19 protein-coding genes, 1 rRNA gene and 1 riboswitch are annotated in these 22,688 nt (G+C 67.8%); of the genes, 8 read left to right on the top strand and 12 right to left on the bottom strand.

Features of this window, described 5'->3' with window-relative positions; genetic code table 11:
• Positions 1-100: 100 nt before the first annotated feature.
• The 3 genes from D1832_RS07430 to mca form a co-directional block, all read right to left on the bottom strand.
• Complete coding sequence (locus D1832_RS07430) at positions 101-862, bottom strand: isoprenyl transferase (RefSeq protein WP_118913408.1); 762 nt, start codon at positions 860-862, stop codon at positions 101-103.
• A gap of 120 nt (positions 863-982) precedes the next feature.
• Positions 983-1,216, bottom strand: coding sequence for a hypothetical protein (locus tag D1832_RS07425; protein ID WP_118913297.1), 234 nt, complete (start codon positions 1,214-1,216; stop codon positions 983-985).
• Positions 1,216-2,160 (bottom strand): mycothiol conjugate amidase Mca, encoded by a 945-nt coding sequence (gene mca / locus D1832_RS07420; protein ID WP_240730254.1) that lies wholly within the window; start codon positions 2,158-2,160, stop codon positions 1,216-1,218. The genes D1832_RS07425 and mca overlap by 1 nt, the downstream gene beginning before the upstream one ends.
• Before the next feature lie 98 nt (positions 2,161-2,258).
• Between mca and D1832_RS07415 the strand changes: the two genes are divergently transcribed.
• Both D1832_RS07415 and greA read left to right on the top strand, forming a co-directional pair.
• Positions 2,259-2,648 carry a DUF4307 domain-containing protein gene (locus D1832_RS07415; RefSeq protein ID WP_118913295.1) on the top strand — a complete coding sequence of 130 codons (390 nt, stop codon included), beginning with the start codon at positions 2,259-2,261 and terminating at the stop codon, positions 2,646-2,648.
• A gap of 180 nt (positions 2,649-2,828) precedes the next feature.
• Complete coding sequence (gene greA / locus D1832_RS07410; RefSeq protein WP_047311771.1) at positions 2,829-3,323, top strand: transcription elongation factor GreA; 495 nt, start codon at positions 2,829-2,831, stop codon at positions 3,321-3,323.
• Positions 3,324-3,401: 78 nt separating this feature from the next.
• Here the strand turns inward: greA and D1832_RS07405 are convergent, their stop codons facing one another.
• The 4 genes from D1832_RS07405 to D1832_RS07390 all read right to left on the bottom strand — a co-directional run bounded on the left by D1832_RS07405 (position 3,402) and on the right by D1832_RS07390 (position 6,846).
• Positions 3,402-4,220: an ABC transporter permease gene (locus tag D1832_RS07405; RefSeq protein ID WP_118913294.1), complete on the bottom strand. Its 819-nt coding sequence runs from the start codon at positions 4,218-4,220 to the stop codon at positions 3,402-3,404.
• On the bottom strand, positions 4,220-5,206 hold the full coding sequence (locus tag D1832_RS07400) for an ATP-binding cassette domain-containing protein (RefSeq protein WP_118913407.1): 987 nt from the start codon (positions 5,204-5,206) through the stop codon (positions 4,220-4,222). The genes D1832_RS07405 and D1832_RS07400 overlap by 1 nt, the downstream gene beginning before the upstream one ends.
• Before the next feature lie 109 nt (positions 5,207-5,315).
• Positions 5,316-5,567, bottom strand: a complete 252-nt coding sequence (locus D1832_RS07395; protein WP_118913293.1) for a hypothetical protein — start codon at positions 5,565-5,567, stop codon at positions 5,316-5,318.
• Positions 5,568-5,655: 88 nt separating this feature from the next.
• The gene (locus D1832_RS07390) at positions 5,656-6,846 is read right to left on the bottom strand and encodes a cystathionine gamma-synthase (protein WP_118913292.1); all 1,191 of its coding nucleotides are present in this window, start codon (positions 6,844-6,846) and stop codon (positions 5,656-5,658) included.
• A 94-nt stretch (positions 6,847-6,940) separates the two neighbouring features.
• On the opposite strand from D1832_RS07390, the gene D1832_RS07385 reads away from it, so the two are divergent.
• Positions 6,941-7,828, top strand: coding sequence for a ribokinase (locus tag D1832_RS07385; protein ID WP_118913291.1), 888 nt, complete (start codon positions 6,941-6,943; stop codon positions 7,826-7,828).
• Positions 7,829-7,911: 83 nt separating this feature from the next.
• Here the strand turns inward: D1832_RS07385 and D1832_RS07380 are convergent, their stop codons facing one another.
• The gene (locus D1832_RS07380) at positions 7,912-10,971 is read right to left on the bottom strand and encodes a glycine--tRNA ligase (protein ID WP_338067304.1); all 3,060 of its coding nucleotides are present in this window, start codon (positions 10,969-10,971) and stop codon (positions 7,912-7,914) included.
• A gap of 71 nt (positions 10,972-11,042) precedes the next feature.
• Complete coding sequence (locus D1832_RS07375) at positions 11,043-12,083, bottom strand: hypothetical protein (RefSeq protein WP_182434706.1); 1,041 nt, start codon at positions 12,081-12,083, stop codon at positions 11,043-11,045.
• Positions 12,084-12,184: 101 nt separating this feature from the next.
• Between D1832_RS07375 and D1832_RS07370 the strand changes: the two genes are divergently transcribed.
• The 5 genes from D1832_RS07370 to D1832_RS07350 all read left to right on the top strand — a co-directional run bounded on the left by D1832_RS07370 (position 12,185) and on the right by D1832_RS07350 (position 17,108).
• Positions 12,185-13,114 (top strand): acyl-CoA thioesterase, encoded by a 930-nt coding sequence (locus tag D1832_RS07370; protein WP_118913289.1) that lies wholly within the window; start codon positions 12,185-12,187, stop codon positions 13,112-13,114.
• 82 nt (positions 13,115-13,196) lie between these two features.
• Positions 13,197-13,850 carry a peptide-methionine (S)-S-oxide reductase MsrA gene (msrA, locus tag D1832_RS07365; RefSeq protein ID WP_118913288.1) on the top strand — a complete coding sequence of 218 codons (654 nt, stop codon included), beginning with the start codon at positions 13,197-13,199 and terminating at the stop codon, positions 13,848-13,850.
• Between the two features lie 228 nt (positions 13,851-14,078).
• Positions 14,079-14,190, top strand: a riboswitch (SAM riboswitch).
• A 220-nt stretch (positions 14,191-14,410) separates the two neighbouring features.
• A complete protein-coding gene (locus tag D1832_RS07360; RefSeq protein WP_047311757.1) occupies positions 14,411-15,376 on the top strand; it encodes a MetQ/NlpA family ABC transporter substrate-binding protein in 966 nt (321 codons plus the stop codon).
• 44 nt (positions 15,377-15,420) lie between these two features.
• Positions 15,421-16,434 carry a methionine ABC transporter ATP-binding protein gene (locus tag D1832_RS07355; protein ID WP_415544799.1) on the top strand — a complete coding sequence of 338 codons (1,014 nt, stop codon included), beginning with the start codon at positions 15,421-15,423 and terminating at the stop codon, positions 16,432-16,434.
• On the top strand, positions 16,431-17,108 hold the full coding sequence (locus D1832_RS07350) for a methionine ABC transporter permease (protein WP_118913286.1): 678 nt from the start codon (positions 16,431-16,433) through the stop codon (positions 17,106-17,108). Before D1832_RS07355 ends, D1832_RS07350 begins: the two co-directional genes overlap by 4 nt.
• Positions 17,109-17,140: 32 nt before the next feature.
• On the opposite strand, the gene D1832_RS07345 is transcribed toward D1832_RS07350, so the two are convergent.
• The 3 genes from D1832_RS07345 to rrf form a co-directional block, all read right to left on the bottom strand.
• On the bottom strand, positions 17,141-18,832 hold the full coding sequence (locus D1832_RS07345) for an alpha/beta fold hydrolase (protein ID WP_118913285.1): 1,692 nt from the start codon (positions 18,830-18,832) through the stop codon (positions 17,141-17,143).
• Positions 18,833-18,997: 165 nt separating this feature from the next.
• Positions 18,998-22,393, bottom strand: a complete 3,396-nt coding sequence (lysX, locus tag D1832_RS07340) for a bifunctional lysylphosphatidylglycerol synthetase/lysine--tRNA ligase LysX (protein ID WP_241510911.1) — start codon at positions 22,391-22,393, stop codon at positions 18,998-19,000.
• A gap of 202 nt (positions 22,394-22,595) precedes the next feature.
• Positions 22,596-22,688 (bottom strand): 5S ribosomal RNA (gene rrf, locus D1832_RS07335); the annotation flags it as partial.

Raw genomic sequence — 22,688 nt, 5'->3', positions numbered from 1 at the left:
GGCGTTCTCGCCCCTCCCTTGCGACGCTAACGACACCGGTGTCGTTCCGGGTGTTCGTCACCCGTCGCAGGGGTGAACCTTGGATGAACCGGGCCGCCGGTCAGCCGCCGAAGCGACGCTCGCGCTCGGCGTAGGCGCGCACCGCGCGCAGGAAGTCGACGCGGCGGAAATCGGGCCAGAAGGCCTCGCAGAAGTAGAACTCCGAATGGGCGCTCTGCCACAGGAGGAACCCGCCGAGGCGCTGCTCGCCGGACGTGCGGATGACGAGGTCGGGGTCGGGCTGGCCCTTCGTGTAGAGGTAGTCGCCGACGTTCTCGATCGTGAGGCGATCGGCGAGCGACTCGAGCGACTCCCCGCGCTCGGCGGCGTCGAGGAGCATCGCGCGGAACGCGTCGACGATCTCCTGTCGTCCGCCGTAGCCGACGGCGATGTTGACGACGAGACCTTCGGCGTCGGTCGTCTTCTCGACGGCGGCCTGAAGCCGGGCACGCGTTGCGTCGGGCAGCAGCCCGAGCGCACCGACGAGGTTGAGGCGCCGACCGGACGCGGCGAGACCGTCGACGACGTCCTCGATGATCTCCAGCAGCGGCTTGAGTTCGACCTCTCTGCGCTTGAGGTTGTCGGTCGACAGGAGCCAGAGCGTCACGACCTCGATGCCGAGTTCGTCGCACCACGTGAGCAACGGCTCGATGTTGTCCGCACCGGCGCGATGGCCGTGCTCGGTGTTCTCGCCACGCAGTTTCGCCCACCGACGGTTGCCGTCGAGCATGAGTCCGACGTGACGCGGGAGGCGCTCACCCGGCAGCCCCTTGACGAGCTGACGTTCGTAGGCGGTGTAGAGCACGTCACCGGGACCGCGCACCGGGCTCACCTCCGTTGACTCGTCATGGCTGCAATCGGGTCGAACATACCAACGTTTGACGGGTGTTCCCCGTGCGTCGGTTCCATGCGGGCGGGGAAACCCACGCGACGAACGCAGGCGTCAGTGGCGCGCGCTACCGATGGGGTCGTCGTCCTCCGGCGGCACGGGGCTCTCCTCGGAACGCGCCCCCGCCGTCCGCGTGTTCTCGGGCACCTGCTCGCGCTGTTGGAACGTCATCTTCCGCAGGTGCGCATTCATGCTGCGGAAGAGGAACCAGCAGGCCAGGGCCAGGCCGAACAGGACGAGGAAGCCCCAGATCCCTGCGGTGACCTCGACGCTCTCGTTGCCGCCCATCAGCTTTCCTTCCGCTCTACGACGTCGTCCACGACCATCTTCGCAGGTGGGGTTGCGGTGGCCATCGCGTCGGCCTCCTCAGGGGTGCCGAGCCCGGCGAACAGGTCGTTCTCGTCCTCGGCCACGGGCACGGCCGACAGGGCGATGTCCCAGTCCTCCATCGGCCATGCCGTTGCCTGCTCGTCTGCGCTGAGCGCGAAGAACTGACCGTCGGGGTCGATCTGCGTGGCGTGCGCGAGCAGTGCCTTGGTGCGCACGTCGAACCACTTCGAGGCGTCGACGCGCGTCGTGATGCGGCCCTCGGGGCGGTCGGCGCGGCGCTCCAACCACGCGGGGTACGGCGACTCGCGCCCCGCCGTGACGAGCACGTCGTGGTAGGCCTCGAGCTTGGCGCGGGAGAACGTCCTGTCGTAGTAGACCTTGAGCGGCTGCCACGGCTCGCCCGCGTGCGGGTACGCCTCCGGGTCGCCAGCGGCACGCACGGCCGAGATCGTGACGAGGTGGGTCATGATGTGGTCGGGGTGCGGGTAGCCGCCGTTCTCGTCGTACGTCGTGACGACGTGCGGGCGGAACTCGCGGATGACGCGCACGAGCGCCTCGGTCGTGACGTCGAGCGGCTCGAGCGCGAAGCAGCCCGGCGGAAGCGGCGGCAGCGGGTCGCCCTCGGGCAGACCGGAGTCGACGAAGCCGAGCCACGTGTGCTCGTACCCGACGACGTCGCGTGAGGCCGCCATCTCCTGGCGACGCAGGTCGACGAGGTCGCTCTTGACCCGCGGGTCGTCGGCCAGGCGCGGGTTGAGCACGTCGCCGCGCTCTCCCCCGGTGCAGGTGACGACGTGGACGCGGTTTCCCTCGGCCAGGTAGCGCGCCATCGTCGCCGAGCCCTTGCTCGCCTCGTCGTCCGGGTGAGCGTGCACCGCCATGAGGCGGAATCCGCTGGTCACGTCGTACCTCGTATCGTGTGGGTGACATCTGAGCTCGCCTGCCCCGGCCAACCTGCCGGGACGGAGCGTGCGTCGCCCATTGTTGCAAAGGAGCAGCGGTGTCCCCTGCACGCCCACGGGCCGAACAACGCAAGTGGTGGATCATCGGCATCGTCGGTGTGATCCTCATGTCCGCTTTCGCGGCCTGGTTCGGCATCAGTGCCTCGTCGAACACGGTGAGGGCCAACCAGGCCGGGTTCAAGGTCATCTCCGACGACCGCATCGAGGTGCGTTGGGACGTCATCCCGAGCGAACGCAACCGTGCCATCACGTGCACGATCATTGCGCTCAACGACAAGCGCGACGTGCTGGGTACCAAGCAGGTGGAGCTCAAGCCCAGCCCCTACCGCTCGACGCGGTACTCGGACGTGCTGCGCACCACGTCGCGCGCCGTCTCGGGAACGGTCAAGGAGTGCCACTACACGGGGGAACGCCCGCCGGCGCAGTGACGTTCGCGCCGCCGCCACGCGGATGCGCCATCTCGTGCCACGCGGCGGGCGGTGTTAAAATGGTGGTTTGATCCCGGGCCGAGAGGCGCGCCGCAGTACGCGGTAGCCGCCGTCTCGGCGTTCATCGCACGCCCGCGCCGAGCGCGCGTGGAACCTGATGCACACAGCAAGGAGTACACCGTGAGCGAGACCACCACGTCGTCGAGCTTCCTCACGCAGGACGCGTTCGATCGTCTGTCGGCCGAGCTCGAGCACCTTTCGGGCCCGGGCCGCTCCGAGATCGCCAAGCGCATCGAGGCTGCCCGCGAAGAGGGCGACCTCAAGGAGAACGGCGGCTACCACGCGGCGAAGGAGGAGCAGGGCAAGATGGAGGCCCGCATCCGCCAGCTCGAGTCGCTGCTGCGCAACGCCACCGTGGGTGAGGCTCCCGCCGACGACGGCATCGTCGAGCCGGGCATGGTCGTCACGGTCGAGATGTTCGGTGACAAGGAGACGTTCCTCCTCGGCAGTCGCGAGATCGCCGGCGACGCCGCCGACATCGACGTCTACAGCGAGCAGTCGCCCATGGGCGCTGCGATCAACGGCAAGAAGAAGGGTGACGAGGTCACTTACGACGCGCCGAACGGCAAGTCGATCGCCGTCAAGATCATCGACGCGAAGCCGTACGCCGGCTGACACTGCGTCACCGCAACGAAGGAGGCGAGCACCCGTTCGGGGTTCTCGCCTCCTTCGTCGTCTTGGCGGTACTGCTGCCTACTTCGCCACGGCCCGCGCGTAGATGCGGGTAGCGAGTGGCACGAAGATTGCGAGAACCACGAGTACCCAGGCCAGCGTGTAGATCTCTGCGTGCTGCAGCGCCCACGTGTACTCGATCTTCTCGCGCATGGCCGCCGAGTCACCGCCCATGGCGCCGAGGTTGCGGAAGCGTTCACGGGCGGCGTGCGTGATGGTGGAGACCGGGTTCCAGCCAGCGAACCACTTGAGTGCGCTCGGCATGTTTTCAGCCGGCACGAACGTGTTGGCGATGAAGGTGAGCGGGAAGATCACCATGAACGCGGCGTTGTTGACGATCTCCGGCGCCTTCACCTTGAGGCCGATGCACGCCATGATCCACGAGATCGCGTAGCTGAACAGGAGCATGAGCGCGTAGGCGATGAGCGCGTCGAGCACGCTTCCGCGGATGCGCCACCCGATGACGAGGCCCGTCAGGGACATGACGACGAGCACGATGACGTTGTTGACCACGTCGCTCAGGGTGCGCCCCACGAGCACCGACGACGGGTGCATCGGCAGCGTCCGGAAGCGGTCGATGACGCCCTTCTGCATGTCGTCGGCGAGGCCGGCACCGGTGATCGTGGCGCCGAAGACGATGGTCTGGGCGAAGATACCGGCCATCATGAACTCGCGGTAGCCGCCGGCGTTCGGTCCGGCGAGCGAACCGAAGACGTAACCGAAGAGCAACACGAACATGATCGGCTGCATCGTCGAGAACACGAGCAGGTCGGGAACCCGCTTGATCTTGATGAGGTTGCGACGCATGACGGTGAGTGCGTCGGACACGAGGTGACCCATCAGTGCTCACCCCCTTCGCTCGCGGCGTCGGCTTCGTCCTCGGACTCCGCGACCGAGTGGCCGGTGAGCGAGAGGAAGGCGTCGTCGAGGGTGGGGCGACGCACGGCGATGTCCGCCACCTCGATGCCGGCCTCGTCGAGGTCCCGCACGAGTGCGACGAGGGCGCGAGTGCCGGATTCGACCGGGACGACGAGCTCGCGGCCGCCTTCCGGAGCGTCCACCTCGCCGGAGCCGTGACGCGCCATGAACTCGCGGGCGCGGGCGACGTCACCCTTCTCGCGAAGGTGCACTTCGAGGCGCTCTCCCCCGACCTCGTTCTTGAGGTCGTCGGCCGTTCCGCGCGCGATGACGTGCCCGCCGTCGACGACGACGATCGAGTCCGCGAGACGGTCGGCTTCCTCGAGGTACTGGGTCGTCAGGAGCAGGCTCGTGCCGCCGGATACGAGTTCCTCGATGACCTCCCACATCTCGCCGCGACTGCGCGGGTCGAGGCCGGTCGTCGGCTCGTCGAGGAAGATGACCGGCGGGCGGGCGACGAGTGCTCCGGCGAGGTCGAGGCGGCGGCGCATGCCGCCCGAGTACGTCTTGGCCGGGCGGTTGGCCGCGTCCTCCAGACGGAATTGGGCGAGCAATTCCTTGGCCCGCGCCTTCGACGCCTTCCCACCGAGGTGATACAGGCGGCCGATCATGTCGAGGTTCTCGAAGCCGGTGAGGTATTCGTCGACGGCCGCGTACTGGCCGGAGACGCCGATGCGGCGACGCACTTCGTCGGCCTGCTTCACGACGTCGGCTCCGGCAACACGCGCATGGCCGCCGTCGGGGCGGATGAGCGTCGTGAGCATGCGCACGGTTGTCGTCTTACCGGCACCGTTCGGGCCGAGGACACCGAGCACGGTGCCCTCGGGAACCGTGAGGCTGACATCGGCCACCGCTACGGACTGGCCGAACTTCTTGACGAGGCCCTCGGCCTCCACCGCGTGAGGCACGGGTGTCTCCATTCGTCGAGGCGCCCGGGATACGAGCGCCTGTCCCATGGTCTCAGGGCATCGAGCCTTCTGGCCAACCCTTTTGGGTGAACGGGCGTCCAGTTCGACGTCAGACGCTGCCCGAACTCAACTGTGCGACAACGCTGACGGCGAGGAACGCCGCAATGACCACACAGATCCAGCCCCAGACCCATGCGGCCTGGTCGGGCTTGGGGCCACGAAGCTCCGAGCGAGGCCCGTTCGGGCCGAGGTACGGCGCGATGTCGCCTGGTACCTCGCGTCGTTCCTGATCGAACGGGCCGCCGTGCGTGCGCGCCCACCACTCCTCCGCGCGGTGAGCGCAGCGTCGCGCACGGCCCACTCGCGCCGTGCGACCGCTGAACGGTGCAGCAGTCGCACGGCGAGAAAGAGGGCCATCGCCAGGAGGACGAGGCGGATGACGACGCCGGTCATCGCGTGCTGTCGAGCGCCTGACGCAGGTCGGCGACGAGGTCGTCCGCGTCTTCGATGCCGACGGACAGGCGGATGAGTGCCGGAGGCACCTCGAGCGCGGTGCCCGCAACGCTCGCGTGCGTCATCTTGCCCGGGTGCTCGATGAGCGACTCGACACCGCCGAGGCTTTCGCCGAGGGTGAAGATCTTCGTCGCGTCGCACACCTCGAGCGCACGCTCCATGCCGCCGACGACCTCGAAGCTCACCATGCCGCCGAAACGCTTCATCTGCTTCGCGGCGACCTCGTGGCCGGGGTGCTCGGCCAGGCCCGGGTAATAGATCTTCGTGACGTCGTCGCGTGCCGAGAGGAACTCGACGACCTTCTCCGCGTTGTCGCAGTGGCGCTCCATGCGCACGGAGAGAGTCTTGAGGCCACGCAGCGTGAGCCAGGCGTCGAACGGGCCGGCGATGGCGCCGAGCGCGTTCTGGTTGAACCGGATCATGGCCGCCACCTCGGCGTACTCCTCGACCGCGACGTTGTCACCGACGACGACGGCGCCGCCGACAACGTCGGAGTGGCCACCGGCGTACTTCGTCGTCGAGTGGACGACGATGTCGGCGCCGAGGGCGAGCGGCTGCTGGAGGTAGCTCGAGGCGAAGGTGTTGTCGACGACGAGCAGCGCTCCGCGCTCGTGCGCGACGGCGGCGATGGCCGTGATGTCGGCGATGCCGAGGAGCGGGTTGGTGGGCGTCTCGACCCAGACGAGCTTCGTCTTGTCCGTCATCGCGGCGGCGACGGCCTGCGGGTCGGCGATGGGAGCGGTGGAGTAGTCGACGCCCCAGTGCTGCGTCACCTTGTCGACGAGACGGAACGTGCCGCCGTAGGCGTCGGTGGGGATGACCATGTGGTCGCCGGGGCGCAGAACAGCGCGCAGCACGGCGTCGGAGCCGGCGAGGCCCGAGGCGAACGCGTAGCCGTGCGTACCGCCCTCGAGAGCCGCGATGCATTCCTCGAGCGCGGTGCGGGTGGGGTTGGCCGACCGGCTGTACTCGTAGCCCTCACGCAGACCTCCGACACCGTCCTGCTTGTACGTAGAGGTCTGGTAGATCGCGGGGACGACGGCCCCGGTGCGCGGATCGGGCTCCTGCCCTGCGTGGATGGCGCGGGTGGTGAACCCCAGGGACTCAAGCTCGTTCTCGTGCGTCATGATCGCAAGCCTAGTGGCGTCCTCCGACAACCCGCGAAAGGCACTCCGCGCATAAGCTGACAGCCCCCGATTCGCTTCCCTGAGAGGCTCGACCATGGCCCGCGTCCTCGTCATCGGTTCGACGAACGTCGACCTCGCCGTGCGCGTCGAGCGTCACCCGTCACCGGGCGAAACGCTCAGCTCTCGGACGCTGCACACCTCCCCCGGCGGCAAGGGGGCGAACCAGGCCCTGGCTGCCGCCCTGAGCGGTGCCGACGTCGTCTTCGCTGCGAAGGCGGGGCGCGACGCCTACGCCGACGAGGCACTGCGCCTCCTGCGCACATCAGGGGTGGACCTCTCCCGCGTCGAGGTTGTCGACGACCCGACCGGAATGGCGTTCATCACGATCGACGACAGCGGAGAGAACAGCATCGTCATCATCCCCGGAGCCAACGGTGCCTGGCGGCCGGAGGACGTGCGCACGCTCGCGTCAGCGATTGCCGACGCTGAGGCCGTTGTCTGCCAGGGCGAGATCCCCGCGGAGGTGGTCGACGCCGTGGCCGTGGCTTGCCGGGCTGCCTCGACGCGGTTCGTCCTCAACCTCGCGCCGGTCATCGACGTGGCGCGCGAGACGCTGACCGCCGGGGACCCGCTCGTCGTCAACCAGCACGAGGCGCGACTCGCTGCCGACGCACTGGGCATCGCACCCGCCGACGACGACAGCGAAATGATCCGCGCCGTGGTGGCCGCCGGCGTTCCGTCGCTCGTCCTGACCCGCGGGGCCGACTCGACGCTCCTTGTCTCCGCCGACCGCGTCGACGAGATCGTCTCCTGCCCTGTCGACGTCGTCGACACCACCGGGGCGGGCGACGCGTTCGTCGGGGCATTCGTCGCGAAGCTCGCAGACGGTGCCGACACGCGTGACGCTGCCCGCTACGCAGCCGCCTTCGCGGCCGACACCGTCACACGCGCCGGAGCGCAGGAGTCCTACCGACGAGGCTGAGCGCCCTCACTGGGAACAACGACGGTGGCCGCCCCGAGGAGGGACGGCCACCGTCGAACGCTCCGGCGTTCAGGAGGAAGTGATCAGGCGTCGAGCGCCCTGTCGAGCTCCTTGTAGTCGATGCCCGCAGGTGCCTTGGCGACGACCGTCTGCAGCATGCCGAGTCGTGCAGCCTTGAGCTTCTCGTCGTCAGCCATGACGAGCACCTCGTCGAAGAACGTGTTCAGCTTGTCGGTGAGACCGCTTGCCGCAGCGAACCATTCGGTAAGTGATCCGTGCGAGTTGTCGGCCAGGTCGGCCACGAGCGGAGCGACAACCCTCTCTGCGTCGTCGGTGAGAACCGACGCGTCGAAGGAGGCGTCGGTGCCCGCAGGAACGATGCGCGTGATGCGCTGCGTCACCTGCACGAGAGCCGCGAACGCCTCGTCTCCCGAGAGCGTCTGGATGTCGGCGAGGTAGGCCTCCGCCGCACCCGGCGTGCCGGCCGACGGAGCCACCGCTGCAACGAGCGGCGCGGAGACGCCCTCGTCACGCAGCTGCTGGCCGAAGCGGCCCTCGACGAACTCGGCTGCCGCCGCGAGCGCTTCGTCGGAGACCTCGACGCCCTGCTCGCGCAGGCGCGCCGCTGCGGCCTCGAGCCCGGAAGCCACGCTCACGGTGGCCACCGTCGGCACGCCGCGCAGGATCGAGACGACACCGAGCGCGGCGCGACGTAGCGCGAAGGGGTCGGACGAACCGGTCGGCTTCGCGCCGATGGCGAACATCGCAGTGAGCAGGTCGAAGCGGTCGGCGAGGGCGAGCAGTGCACCCGGCGTCGAGACCGGCAGCGAGTCACCGGCCGAACGGGGCTTCTCCATCTCGAAGAGTGCCTCCGCGACGGCCGGGGTCTCCCCTGCCTTGAGCGCGTACTCGCGCGCCATCGTGCCCGCGAGCGACGAGAGTTCGACGACCATCTGCGTCGACAGGTCGAACTTGGCGAGTTCACCTGCGCGCGTCAGCGTCGTCTTGTCGTCGCCCGACAGCTCCACATGGCCGGCGAGCGCCTGAGCCACGTCGCGGATGCGATCCGCGCGCTGGGCGAAGGAGCCGAGCCGGTTCTCGAATGTCAGGGAGTCGATGTTCTTGCGGAAGTCGTCGAGGCCCACCTTGAGGTCGGCGTCCCAGAAGAAGGCCGCGTCCTCGTAGCGGGCGCGCAGCACCGACTCGTTGCCGGCGCGCACGACGTCGTCGTCGATCGCCCCGTTGGCCATCGTGACGAAGTACGGCATGAGCTTGCCCGACTCGTCGCGCACCGGCAGGTAACGCTGGTGCTTGCGCATGACGGTGGTGAGGATCTGCTCGGGCAGGTCGAGGTAACGCTCCTCGAAGGTGCCGAGCACGCCGCGCGGCTCCTCGACGAGGTTCGTGATCTCGTCGACGAGACCGGCCTCGCCCTCGATGTCGATCGTGCCGCCCACGGAGCGAGCGAGTTCCAGCGCGCCGTCGACAACGGCCTGGCGCCGCGCGTCGATGTCGAGGAGGAAGCCGGCGCCCTCGAGCGTGCTGACGAGATCGTCGGCCGAGGCGATGTCGACGTGCGGCTGCGCAGCGGTGCGCTGCAGGTACGTGGTGCGACCCGCCGTGAGAAGACCGGCCGTCGCGGGGACGACAGCAGTGCCCCACAGCGCCACGAGCCAACGGATCGGGCGGCTGAAGGTGAGCTCCGGGTCGTTCCACTTCATGTTCTTGTCGCTGCGCAGGCCCGAGACGACGTCAGTGACGATCGCGCCGAGCACCTCGAGCACACCGCGACCGGTCTGCGTCTGCTTGACCGCAACGTGCTCCGCGCCGTCGAACTCGGCGGTGACGACGTCGTCGACCGAAACGCCCTTGCCGCGGGCGAACCCTTCGAGCGCCTTCGTGGGCTTGCCGTCGGCGTCGTAGGCGGCCGCGACCTTGGGGCCCTTGGCGAGAGTCTCGGCGTCCGGCTCGTGCGCGCTGACGCCGGGCACCGTGACAACGATGCGGCGCGGCGTGCCGACGACGCTGACGTCACCGTGCTCGAGGCGGGTGGCCGCGAGCGCCGTCGTGACGGCGTCCTTCACCGCGGGGAGGGTGGCGTCGACGACGTGCGGCGGCATCTCCTCGACGCCGATCTCGAACGCGAACGCCTGAGCGTCGTCGCCGAGGTCCGCCGCCGACTCGGCCTTCTGGACCGGCTGCATGACGTTCGGCGCCGTCACCGCTGCAGCAGCGATCTCGTTGACGCGCGACGTGGCGACGCCGTCCTTGAGCAGCGGGAAGCCGAGCTCCTCGCGGCGTTCGGTCCACAGAGCACCGGCCTCGCGGGCGAGGCGGCGCATGAGCGAGAACGAGCGAGCGCGCTCGGTGGTCGACACGGCGCCACGCGAGTCGAGGATGTTGAACGCGTGCGAGCTCTTGAGCACGTACGTCCACGCCGGCACGGGCAGGCGGGCGTCGATCATGCGCTGCGCTTCGTCCGTGTAGTTCTTGAAGAAGGTGTGCGCAGTCTCGACGTCGGCGTCGTCGAGGTAGTAGCGCGACATCTCGTACTCGTTCTGCGCGAAGACCTCGCCGTAGGAGATGCCCTCGGCGTACGCCATGTCCTTGAAGTGCGTGACGCCCTGGAGCGCCATGAGGATGCGCTCCACGCCGTAGGTGAGTTCGACCGAGATCGGCTCGAGGTTCTGGCCCACGACCTGCTGGAAGTAGGTGAACTGCGTGACCTCCATGCCGTCGAGCCAGACCTCCCACCCGAGGCCCCACGCGCCGATGGCGGGCTGCTGCCAGTTGTCCTCGACGAAGCGCACGTCGTGCGCGTCGAGATCGATACCAAGCGCCTGCAGGGAGCCGAGGTAGAGCTCCTGCGGGTTGCCCGGGTCGGGCTTGAGGATGACCTGGAACTGCGTGTGCGTCTGCAGACGGTTGGGGTTCTCGCCGTAGCGGCTGTCGTCGGGGCGCACGGAGGGTTCGACGTACGCGACGTGCCACGGCTCGGGCCCGAGGACGCGCATGACCGTGGCGGGGTTCATCGTTCCCGCCCCGACCTCGGTGTTGTAGGGCTGGACCACCATGCAACCGCGGTCGGTCCAGTACTTCTGCAACGTCAACAGGGCATCTTGCATCGTCAGTACATCGGTCACACGCCCAAGGTTACCGAGTGCCGCGTGTCACCCGCGCCACCGTTCGTCCACGGGGGCCGGTGCCTTGTCGCTCAGGCGTCGTGTGCAGGGTCACCCGGAGCCGAATCGAGCACCTTCTGCCACTCGACCAACGTCCCCTCTCGCTCGTAACCGAGTTCACGGTTGATGCGCAGCATGTGCTCGTTGGTCTCGTCGTTCCAGGTGCGTTGCACGGTGACGCCGGGCGCGGCCTGGGGCAGAGCCAAGGACACGGCAGCCTTCACGCGGTAGCCGAGCCGATGGCCCCGGTGGGCTTTCGCGACGAGGGTGTCGTCCTGGTAGGCGATCCACGGTGTTTCCGCGGGCACCGAAACGTGCGTGAACGCGGCCATCTCACCGGATTCCTCGTGCCAGGCCACGGTCTCTACGACGACGCGCCCGCGACGTTCGTCCTCGTCGAACATCGCGGTGACGCGCTCGGGGGTCCAGTTCTCCGGCTCGATGGCGAGGGCGCCGAGAGGTGTGTCCGTCGACATCATTCCGGCGAGGCGCGCCCGTTCCGGCAGCCAGTCTTCGGGAAGCCGACCGACGACGGTCTCGATGCGGTAGCCGTCGTTCATCTCGATGACGCGGCGCATCTCGGCCCCGATGTCGGCGCTGACGGGGAGCCGCTGCCCGTTACGCACGCACGTCTGCGCTTCCGCATAGCCCGCTGCTTCGAAGAAGGCGGCCTCGTCGTTGGCGGCACCGACCGGCGTCTGCGTTTCGATCATGAGCGTGGTGCGCCCGGCCTCTCGGCAGACACGTTCGACCTCGTCGACGAGACGTTGCTTGAGCGCCGTAGCCCGCTCGTCGAGGCAGGCGACGTCGAACCCGGCGAGATGTGGGTTGTCCTGCGTCGGCATCCCGATGGCTGCGGACCCGACGACGTCGCCGTCGTCGTCGATCGCGACGAGCCAGACCTTCGCGTGGGCCAGAGACTCCCACATCTGTGCGAGTTCGTTCGGCGTGTAGGCAGTCGTGTCGCGCCCCCACTGGCGGCGCCCGGCCGTGACGAAGACGGTCGCCCACTCCTCGAACTGCGGGTGGTCAGGGGTGATCCGTTCGATGCGCACCGTGTTCATGCCAGTCATGGAACGCCAGCAACCGCGCGCCCGACAAGTGAATTTCCGGCGGTACCGGCCCTACGATCGACGGCAGGCCCGGACCCCGACGCCACATCACCCTGCGTTTCATGGCCGCACCCATGGATGCCAACGTGCGCGGGCGCGTCGGTGCCGGCCGGATGCTCGAGTGGATCGACAAGTCCGCGTACGCCTGTGCCGCGGCGTGGAGCGGGCACTACTGCGTGACGGCCCACGTCGGCAATGTGCGCTTCACCCGCCCCGTCGAGGTGGGCCACATCGTCGAGGTGCAGTCGCGTATCGTCCACACCGGACGCACGTCGATGCACATCGTCGCGACCGTTTCGTCCGGCGACCCGCGTCAGGGCGAGCTGCGCGTCAACACACAGTGCCTGCTCGTCTTCGTCGCGGTCGACGACGACCGGAAGCCCACACCTGTCCCGACGTTCACGCCGCAGGACGAGTGGGAACGCGACCAGCAGGAGCGCGCCGTCACCCTCACCGACGTGCGCACCCGCATCGAAGCCGACATGGTGAAGCAGAGTTACACGGACGGGACGGAGTCGTGCCGCGAGACGCTGCGCTTTCTCGCCGCACCGACGACCGTCAACTGGGGCGGCAACGTGCACGGCGGCGTCGTCATGGAGTGGATCGACGAGGCAGCAACCCTCGTCGCGGAGCGCTGGAACCAGGGTTCGGCGGTGGCTGTGTACGCGGGCGGCGTGCGCTTCCACCAGCCGTTGCACGTCGGCGACTTCGTCGAGGTGCAGGCGTGGCTCATCCACACCGGCACGTCGAGCATGCACGTGTCGGTGCGAGTGCGCTCGGGCAACCCGCGCACCGGAGAACTGAACCTCACGACCGAGTGCACGATGGTGCTCGTCGGGCTCGACAACGACGGCCACAAACGAGCCGTGCCGCCTTGGAAGCCAACACTTTCCGAGGACGTCGCGCTCGACACGCACGCGCAGACGATGGTCGAGATCCGCGCGAGGCTGCTGCGCGCCATCCCACTCGAAGTGCCGCCGCTCGTCGACTGAAGTGCACCCCGGCGACACCCGCTCGGAATCCTCTCGGACGCGTCTGTGTTGAACACAGCGACTCCAGTGAAAGGAACGCCCCATGTGGTTCACCCGTCAGGATTCCGCCCCGGTCGACGTCGCTGCCGTGCACGACGTTCTCGGCACGCCACTGCTCGGCGGGTGGCCGGACAAGACCGAGACGCTGTACGTCGCGATGGGATGTTTCTGGGGTGCGGAGCGCATCTTCTGGCAGATCCCGGGGGTCGTCTCGACGGCCGTCGGCTACATGGGTGGCGACCGTGAGAACCCCTCGTACGAGGACGTCTGCACGGGCACGACGGGCCACACCGAGGCCGTCCAGATCGCGTACGACCCGGACAAGGTCTCCCCGGCCCAGCTGCTCAAGGCGTTCTGGGAGAACCATGACCCGACGACGGCCAACCGTCAGGGCAATGACATCGGCACGCAGTACCGCTCTGCGGTCTACTGGACGACGCCCGAGCAGGAGACCGCTACGCGTCGCACCGCGGAAGCGTTCCAGGGTGCGCTGACCGACGCGGGCCGCGGCGCCATCACGACGGAGATGAAGCCCGCCGACGAAGCCGGAAAGTTCTGGCCGGCCGAGGGCTACCACCAGCAGTACCTCGCGAAAAATCCAGGCGGGTACTGCAATCACGGCTACAAGGGCGTGACGTGCCCGGTCGGCGTGGCCGACCTTCCCGCGCAGACCGACGTGCTTCCGCCGAGCAAATAAGCGCGAGCTCGGGGGTCCCTCGACCCCGTGGAGTCCACGCTCCGGCCCTAGTGACTCCAGCCCACGGCGAGAGCACGGCGTCAGCGCATCTCTCCACTGGGCAGACTTTCCTGCCGTTGGGTCGAGGCTGCGACTACCCAACCGCAGGAAACTCGGCCCAGCGGTGACGCAGAGTGGCCCAGATCACTTGATTTGACGGGCTTCTCGCGGCGCCTCTAATCTAATGCCGGTCAAGAGATCCGATGCAAAGCCCTGGCTGGTCGGACGGCAACCCTCACGAACGTGGCGGGGTGCTCCAGGTGATGACCCGGCCGCGTCAACCGCGCGGCAAGCACGTTCCGCACCCGGAACACATCCCTTTCGAGGGCTTCGTACCGGTGCGCCCGATCCCGGGAGATCACATGCAGCACACGCATCGCCCCACCCAGGCCCCCACCGCGCGACCGCACACGCACGACGCCGCGTACGCGCGCCCCAAGCACTGACCGCACCCATCGTCGGGCGGTCGTCGCCGCCCACCCCACCGGCGCCTCGCACGCCCCTTCGAGGAAGGCATCACCATGTCCGAGAACACCAACTCCACCACCCCCGGAGCCAGCCCGGCCGTCCAGGCCCTGCCCGAGAAGCCGAAGAGCAACGGCCCCAAGTACGCGGCCATCGGCGCAGGCGTCCTCGTCGTCGCGCTCGCCGCAGGCTTCGGCATCAAGGCCTTCACGGGTAGCGACGACGAGAAGCTGACGAAGATCACCGTCGGTACCACCGAAGCGTCCGACCCGTACTGGACCGAACTGGTCAAGGTCGGCAAGGAGAAGTACGGCCTCGACATCCAGCCGGTCAACTTCACCGACTACACGCAGGCCAACCCGGCGCTCTCCCAGGGCCAGGTCGACGTCAACCAGTTCCAGCACCTGCAGTTCCTCGCCGACTACAACGCCGCGAAGAACGACACCCTGACGCCGGTCGGCTCCACCTACATCGTGCCGCTGTCGCTGTACTCGAAGAAGCACACCACGGTGAACGAGTTCGCCGACGGCGGCAAGGTCGCCATCCCGAACGACGCGACGAACCAGGCACGCGCCCTCCTGCTCCTGCAGAGCGCCGGTCTGCTCACGCTCAAGGGCGGGGGCAACTCCCTGTCGACGCCCGCCGAGATCGACGCCGCGAAGTCGAAGGTCGGCGTCACGCCCGTCGACGCTGCCCAGACCGCAGCCGCCCTGCCCTCCGTCGAGGGCGCCGTGGTCAACAACAACTTCGCCGCCGACGCGAACCTCGACCCGAGCAAGGCGCTGTTCAAGGACGACCCCAAGGCGAAGTCCTCGGAGCCGTACATCAACGTCATCGTGGCCCGCAAGAAGGACGCCGACAACCCGACGTACGCGAAGTTCGTCCAGGCGTACCACGAGAAGTCGGTGCAGGACCTCATCTCCAAGCGCACCAAGGGAACCCAGTACGAGGTGAAGCGTTCCGTCGCGGACGTGCGCGGCATCCTCACCCGCATCGAGTCGCAGATCAAGGCCAAGAAGTGACCCCCACTCCCCCGGCCCGACCCGAGAACGCGCCGGCGGTCCGGCTGCGCGGCGTGAGCAAGACCTTCGTGCGCGGCAAGAAGAACGTCACCGCGCTGCAGGAGATCGACCTCGACGTCGCTACCGGCCGCGTCCTCGCCGTCATCGGGTTCTCCGGTGCAGGCAAGAGCACCCTCGTGCGGCTCATCAACGCGCTCGAGACCCCGACGACCGGTTCCGTCGAGGTCGACGGCGTCGATCTGGCGGGTCTGGGAGCAAAGCAGATCCGAGCTTTGCGGGCCCGCATCGGCATGGTGTTCCAGCAGTTCAATCTCATCCGCTCGCGCACGGTGTACGCCAACGTCGCCTATCCGCTCGAGGTCGCCGGTTGGGACAAGGACAAGCAGGAGGCGCGAGTCACCGAACTGCTCCACTTCGTCGGTCTGACGGAGAAGGCCTGGGCCTATCCTGACGAGCTGTCCGGCGGCCAGAAGCAGCGCGTCGGCATCGCCCGCGCCCTGGCCACGAACCCGGAGATCCTGCTCGCCGACGAGTCGACCTCCGCCCTCGACCCCGACACGACGAAGGACGTCCTCGCCCTCCTGCGCCGCGTCAACGATGAGCTCGGCGTGACGATCGTGGTCATCACGCACGAGATGGACGTCGTGCGTGAACTGGCCGACGACGTCGTGGTCCTCGAACACGGCCGCGTCGTCGAATCCGGGCCGACCGAGCAGGTGCTCGGCGCACCGACATCGTCAGCCACGCGGCGGCTCGTCGACGCGACGCTGCGCAACGTGCCCGACGCCCGCGAGATCGCGCGGCTGCGCGAGAGGGTGAGCGGACGCCTCGTCACGGCAACCGTCCACGACTCCGCTGGATTCGGAAGGGTTCTCGCCTCCACCGGCGCCCGCGGTGTCGAACCGGAGATCGTCCACGGTGGCCTCACGCCCCTCAAGGAAGCGAACCTCACGACGTTGACCCTGGCCCTGCGCGGTGACGACGTCACCGTCACGCAGGTGCTGACCGACCTCGCCCAGGTCGCCACCGTCCACGAACTCGAGGAGGCCACGGCATGAAGGTCATCACTGCGGACACGGACTGGAGCGCACTGCGCCCCGTGCTGTGGGAGTCGGTCGGGCAGACCCTCCTCATGGTCAGCGCCACCATCGTCCTCGGCGGTCTGTTCGGGCTCGTGCTCGGCGTGCTGCTCAACACGACGCGCCGCGGCGGCATCATGGCCAACCCGACGGTTCACACGATCCTCAACGTGCTCGTCAATATCATCCGCCCGATCCCGTTCATCATCTTCGCTGCCGCTCTCGGACCGTTGACGCTCCTCGCCACCGGCTCGACGATCGGCACGACGTCGATGATCTTCCCCCTCACGATCGCGGCGACGTTCGGCATCAGTCGCATCGTCGAACAGAACCTCGTGAGTGTCGACCCGGGCGTCATCGAGGCGGCTCAGGCGATGGGCGCGAGCCCGTGGCGGATCATCCGCACCGTTCTCATCCCCGAGGCGCTCGCGCCGCTCATCCTCGGGTACACCTTCGCGCTCGTCGCCGTCATCGACATGACCGCGGTCGTCGGCGCGATGGGCGGCGGCGGTCTCGGCAACTTCGCGCTGGCGTACGGCTACCAGCGCTACCAGTGGGCCGTGACGTGGGCAGCCGTCGTCATCATCATCGTGTTCGTGCAGATCGCGCAGTTCATCGGTAACGCACTGGCCCGCAAGGCCCTGCGTCACTGATCGACGCGCTCGGGCGTTCAAGGGTCAGTCCGTCAGCGGGTCGACGAAGCGGCCTGCTGCAACTGGGCGCGCAGATCCTGCGGCATGCCGTGACGCTTCTTGCCGTGGCCCTTGCCGTGACCGTGGGCGCGCCCCGAGTCGGACGCCGACTCCGTCAGCGCGTTCGCCGGGCCCGGCGCCGGCTGCGGCACCGGCTCGCACTTCACGTCCGAGTGCCCCTGCCCGCGAGTGCGCTGCGGCGTCTTGCCGGACAGCAGGTAGGTGGCGATCTTGTCGTCCGTGCACGCGATACCGCTCAGCGAACCCGAGTGCGTCGTGCCGCCGACGCCCTCGATGAGCGAGCTCTTCGGGAAGCGCTTACGCACCTCGAGCGCACCGCCGTACGGCGTCGCGCCGTCCTTCGTCTCCGAGATGAGCAGGATGGGCCCGACCTTCGAACCGTCGACGCGGGGCGCCTGGCGGTTGCTCGCCTTCACCGGCCAGCTCGTGCACGGAAGGTTGAACATCGCATTGGCCCACGTCTCGAACGGCGCCTTCTTGGCGACGCGCGTGTTGTCGGCCTTCCACTTGTTCCACGACGTGGGCCAGGCAACATCCGAGCACTGCGTGCCGAGGTAGACCGCATACCCGTTGTCCGAACCCGGGCCGGAGCCGTTCGCCTCGTCGTAGAGGTCGGTGACCGGGCCGAAGTCGCCCTTGAACGCCGCGACGAGTGCCTCGGCGTCACCTTCCCAGCCGAACACGTAGTAACCGGCGTTGAGGAAGGCATCCGTCCACTCGTTCGGTCCGATCTTGCCGTCGGCCGGCGTTTTCGCGAGCTTGTCGAGCATCGCGTACCAGCGCTTCTTGATCGCCTTGCCGCTCTTACCCAGGTGGTAGGTGGCGTCGTTCTTGGCGACCCAGTCGAAGAAGGTGTCCATGTTCGCGTCGAACGCGACGTCCTGGTTGAGGTTCGCGTCGTACCAGACGTCCTTGGGGTTGACGACGCCGTCGAGCACCATGCGGCGCGTTTGCTTGGGATACATCGTCGCGTAGACCTGGCCGAGGTAGGAGCCGTAGCTGAAACCGTAGAAGTTGATCTGCTTCTCACCGAGGGCCTTGCGGATCGAGTCCATGTCACGCACGTTGTCGACGGTCTTCATGTGCGGCAACAGACGTGCGCCGTCCGCCTTCGAGCAGGCCTTCGAGTAGCCCGCGGTCTTGTGTAGCCACTGACGTTCCGTGCCGGCCTTCGTCACGCGGTAGTCGGGGCGGTTGTAGCCGAAGTAGTTACCGTCGCACGCGAGGCTCGGGAGGCTGTCACCGACGCCTCGCGGGTCGAATCCGATCCAGTCGTACGGGTCGCCGCCTCCGTTCGGCACCCACTGACCCAGGCGTGCCAACGTCAGGCCGGAACCGCCGGGGCCACCCGGGTTGACGAGCATGATGCCCTGCTTCTTCGCGTCGGGCGTCTTGTGCTTGATACGGGACACGGCGAGCTTGATCTTCGCGCCCTTCGGCTTCGCGTAGTCGAGGGGAACCGTGACGTAGCCGCACTGGGCACCCGCCTTGACGAGACTCGGCGCCTTGCATGCTCCCCATGACACCGGCGGTGGCGTGTAGCTCGACGACGCGCCGGAGGTCGGCGCCTCGGACGAGGCCTGCCGGGCGCTCGCACCTGCAGGTGCAAGGCCGATGCTGACGAGACCGAAGGCTGCGGCTGCTGCGCTGAGCGACTTCTTCATGATTCCCCTTGAATCCCTTCGCGCGACGCGTTCGTTCGCGCACTCACCCACTGATCTTGCCGCTCATAGGTCATCGATGGGTGAAAAGGACTCAAGGAATTGTCATCCACCTCATACCTCAGTCGAGAGGAGAGCAGGTTCCCTTCGCCGAGGAGGAGGGTCCACTCAGCCCTGCGGACGGACGAACGGGAACGCGAGCGTGGCGCGGATCGGAGCCCCGAGCAGCATCATGATCGTGCGGTCGACGCCGATGCCGAGGCCACCCGTGGGCGGCATCGCGTACTCGAGCGCGCCGAGGAACGACTCGTCGAGCGACATCGCCTCGACGTCACCGGCCGCCGCCTTGAGCGACTGCTCGGTGAGGCGACGACGCTGCTCGACCGGATCGACCAGCTCGGTGTACGCCGTACCGATCTCGGCGCCGAAGGCCACGAGGTCCCAGCGTTCCGAGAGGCGCGGATCGTCACGGTGCTCCCGCGTGAGCGGCGACGTCTCGACGGGAAAGTCCGTGTAGAACGTCGGGAAGGTCGTTCGTGCCTCGACGAGTTCGTCGTACAGCTCGACGACGAGTTCGCCGGCGCTCTTCTCCCGCGGAGCATCGATGCCGTGGGCTTCGCACACCGCAGCGACTTCCTCACGTGTCGACGCGGACGTGAGCGTCACGCCGCAGGCTTTCGACACCGCCTCGTGGACGGGCACGGCGGGCCACGGTCCAGAAAGATCGACACGCTCCACGCTGCCGTCCGACATCGGTCGCAGCGCGATCTCCTTACCGTGCACCGCGCGTGCCACTGTGAGCAGGACCTCGCGCGTCAGGTGACGCATCGTCGTGTAGTCGCCGTACGCGTCGTAGGCCTCGAGCGAGGTGAACTCGGGGTTGTGCGTCGCGTCGGCGCCCTCGTTGCGGAAGTTTCGGTTCAGTTCGAAGACCTTCTGCATGCCACCGACCGCGAGGCGCTTGAGATAGAGCTCCGGCGCGATGCGCAGGAACAGATCCATGCCGTAGGCGTTGATGTGTGTCTTGAACGGCCGCGCGGACGCTCCGCCGTGCACGGCCTGGAGCATCGGGGTCTCCACCTCGGTGTAGCCCAGGTCGTCGAACGCGTCACGGAAAGCGCGCACCCCACGTGAGCGTGCTTGCAGCATCTCCATGGAGTCGGCGTTGACGATGAGGTCGAGCGAGCGCTGACGCACGCGGGCGTCGGGGTCGCGGAAGCCGGAGTGCAGATCGGGTACCGGGCTGAGGCATTTGGCCGCCATGTGCCACGAGTCCACGAGAACCGACAACTCGCCGCGCTTCGAGGTCACCACCTCGCCGCTGACGCTGATGATGTCGCCGAGATCGATCCAGTGGCCCCAACGGCCGAGGGCAGGCTCCGGGGTGCCGTCCCGGGTGGCCATCGCCTGCAGGCGAACGCCGTTCTCCTCGAGCACGACGAAGCTCACCCCACCGAGGTCGCGCAGAGCGCGCACTCGGCCCGTGACGGAGACTCGCTCCCCCGTTGCGGCGTCGGGCGCCAGATCGGGATGGCGCGCCACGACGTCGGCAACGGTCGTCGTCCGCGGAACGCGGGGCGGGTAGGCCTCCACGCCGGCTTCGGCCATCTGCGTCAGCTTCGCGCGCCGGACGCGCTGCTGCTCACTGCGCCGCGGCTCGGGAACGCGCGGGGTGAGGCTCTCGGCCTCGAGCGCCTGAACCCGCTCGACGAAGTCGGCCTCCGGGCGCGGCGGCTGGTGGTCGGCCGGCTTCGGCCCCACGAGCAGGCGCGGACCGAGAAGGGGCACGAAACCCTCCGCCACGCCCATGGCCAGGGCGGCGCGCGGCACCGTCAGCTCGGGGTCGTAACAGAGATAACGCGGCACCCACTCGGGGCGGTACTTGTCGTTCGAGCGGTAGAGCGTCTCGAGCTGCCAGAAGCGAGAAGCGAACGACAGCGCCTTGTCGCTCAGGCGCGTCACGGGGCCGGCGCCGACCTCATCGGCATCGGCGAAGACGTTGCGGAAAACCGCGAAGTTGAGCGAGATGCGCCGGACGCCCAGCGCCGGCGCCGCTTCGACGAGGTGAGCGACCATGTACTCGTTGAGCCCGTTCTCTGCGGCCCGGTCACGGCGCATGACGTCGAGAGACAGTCCACGCGCACCCCACGGCACGAAGGACAGGAACCCGCGAACGGCCCCGCTCTCGTCGTGAGCCGTGATGACGACGCAGCGTCCGTCAGCGCGATCGCCGAGACGGTTGAGCGCCATGGAGAACCCACGCTCGGTCTCGTTGCCGCGCCAGGCGTCCGCCAGCCGCGAGATCTCATCGAGTTCCTGGCCGGACAGCTCTTCGTGCCGGCGCACGTGTGTCGAGTAACCGGCGCGTTCGACGCGGGTGACCGCCTGGCGCACGGGACGCATCGTGCGCCCCTGCAGGGTGAATGCGTCGACGTCGATGATTGCCTCGTCGCCCAAGGACCACGCCTTGAGACCGGCGTCGACGTACGCCTGCGCGCCGTCAGCGCTCGCCGACAGGACGGCCGGGTAGAGCCCGTGCTCAACACACTGCTCCAGCCAGCCTTCGATCGCGCCGTTCCAGGATTCGCGTCGCCCCACGGGGTCGGCCGATGCAACGCTGACGCTTCCCTCGTTGCGGAACGTCAGCGCGGCTCGCCCGTCTGGCGCGAAGAGCGCGGACTTGTCACGACGCGTGGCGAAGTAACCGAGCGAGTCGTCCTCGCCGTGTTCGAGAAGCAGAGCACGCAGACGCAATTCGTCGTCCGCGTCCGTCAGGCCACGCACACGCCCGGAGCGCCACAGCACGAGCACGGCGAACAACAACGCGAGCGTGGACAGGACGCTGCCGATACCGAAGACCCACTGATGACCGTGGTGGCCGGCGAATCCCGGAGTATCAGGAGGAGTCCGAACACCGAAAGCGCTCCGGATTCCCCACACGACTCGTTGCCCCACGGTGTCGAGGCTGCGAGGGAAAAACAGTGTGAGTGCCACGGTCACGAGAACGGAGAAGGCCCACCCACTGAGCAGGGCGACGAGGGAGGCCCGCTTCGCGCCTTCGCTGAGACGAGTCTTGAACGCACGTCGAGAAGCCAAGACGAGGGCGAAGCTCGCAACCGAGATGGCCAGCGTGACGCTGGAGACGATCGGCGATGCCTGGAAGCGTGCCCAATCTCGATAAGCCCCGTGAACGTGGAGCCGATCGAGCATGAGAAGCGACTCTGTGCGGAAGAAGATCCGCATGACGGAGTCGAAGACGGCGAGGCCCATGATGAACACGAGCGCCGTGTGAGCTGCTCGGAAGCGACGTCGTACTCCACCGGAGAGCACGAGTGTCATGCAGACCACGAAGAGTGACGGCTCACTGGGGATGTCGAACCAGCCGAGGACGTCCATGACGACGTTGAGGAATGTGTTGCGGCGAACGGGGATCGCCACGAGGGACACGAGCGCGGCAATGAGAAGCAGCCGGCCGGCCCAGGTCGCAACCTCGTCCCGCCAACCCTCGTCGCGCCAACCGCGTCGGGATCTGACGCTGCTCTTGTTCCCATGCTTCACAGCCACACGTGTGAGGGTAGCCGCCGCACAATGCAAGAAGCCTGAGACGGTCCCAGACGCGTCGCAGGAATTGTTTTTGGGTATGCGAAAAAAAGGGGGTTCTCGAACCTGAACTGTTGTCGGTGTGGGCCGAGCCGTTGGGCTACGAGGCCGTCACACGTGTGACACGTTCAGATCGTTCGAGAACCCCCTTTTTCCATGGGAAGGAGTCCGGCGGTGTCCTACTCTCCCACACCCTGGCGAGTGCAGTACCATCGGCGCTGAAGGGCTTAGCTTCCGGGTTCGGAATGTGACCGGGCGT

This window comes from Dermacoccus abyssi, from assembly GCF_003515945.1.
Lineage (GTDB): Bacteria > Actinomycetota > Actinomycetes > Actinomycetales > Dermatophilaceae > Dermacoccus > Dermacoccus abyssi.
This window is presented reverse-complemented; position numbering and strand designations above follow the sequence as displayed.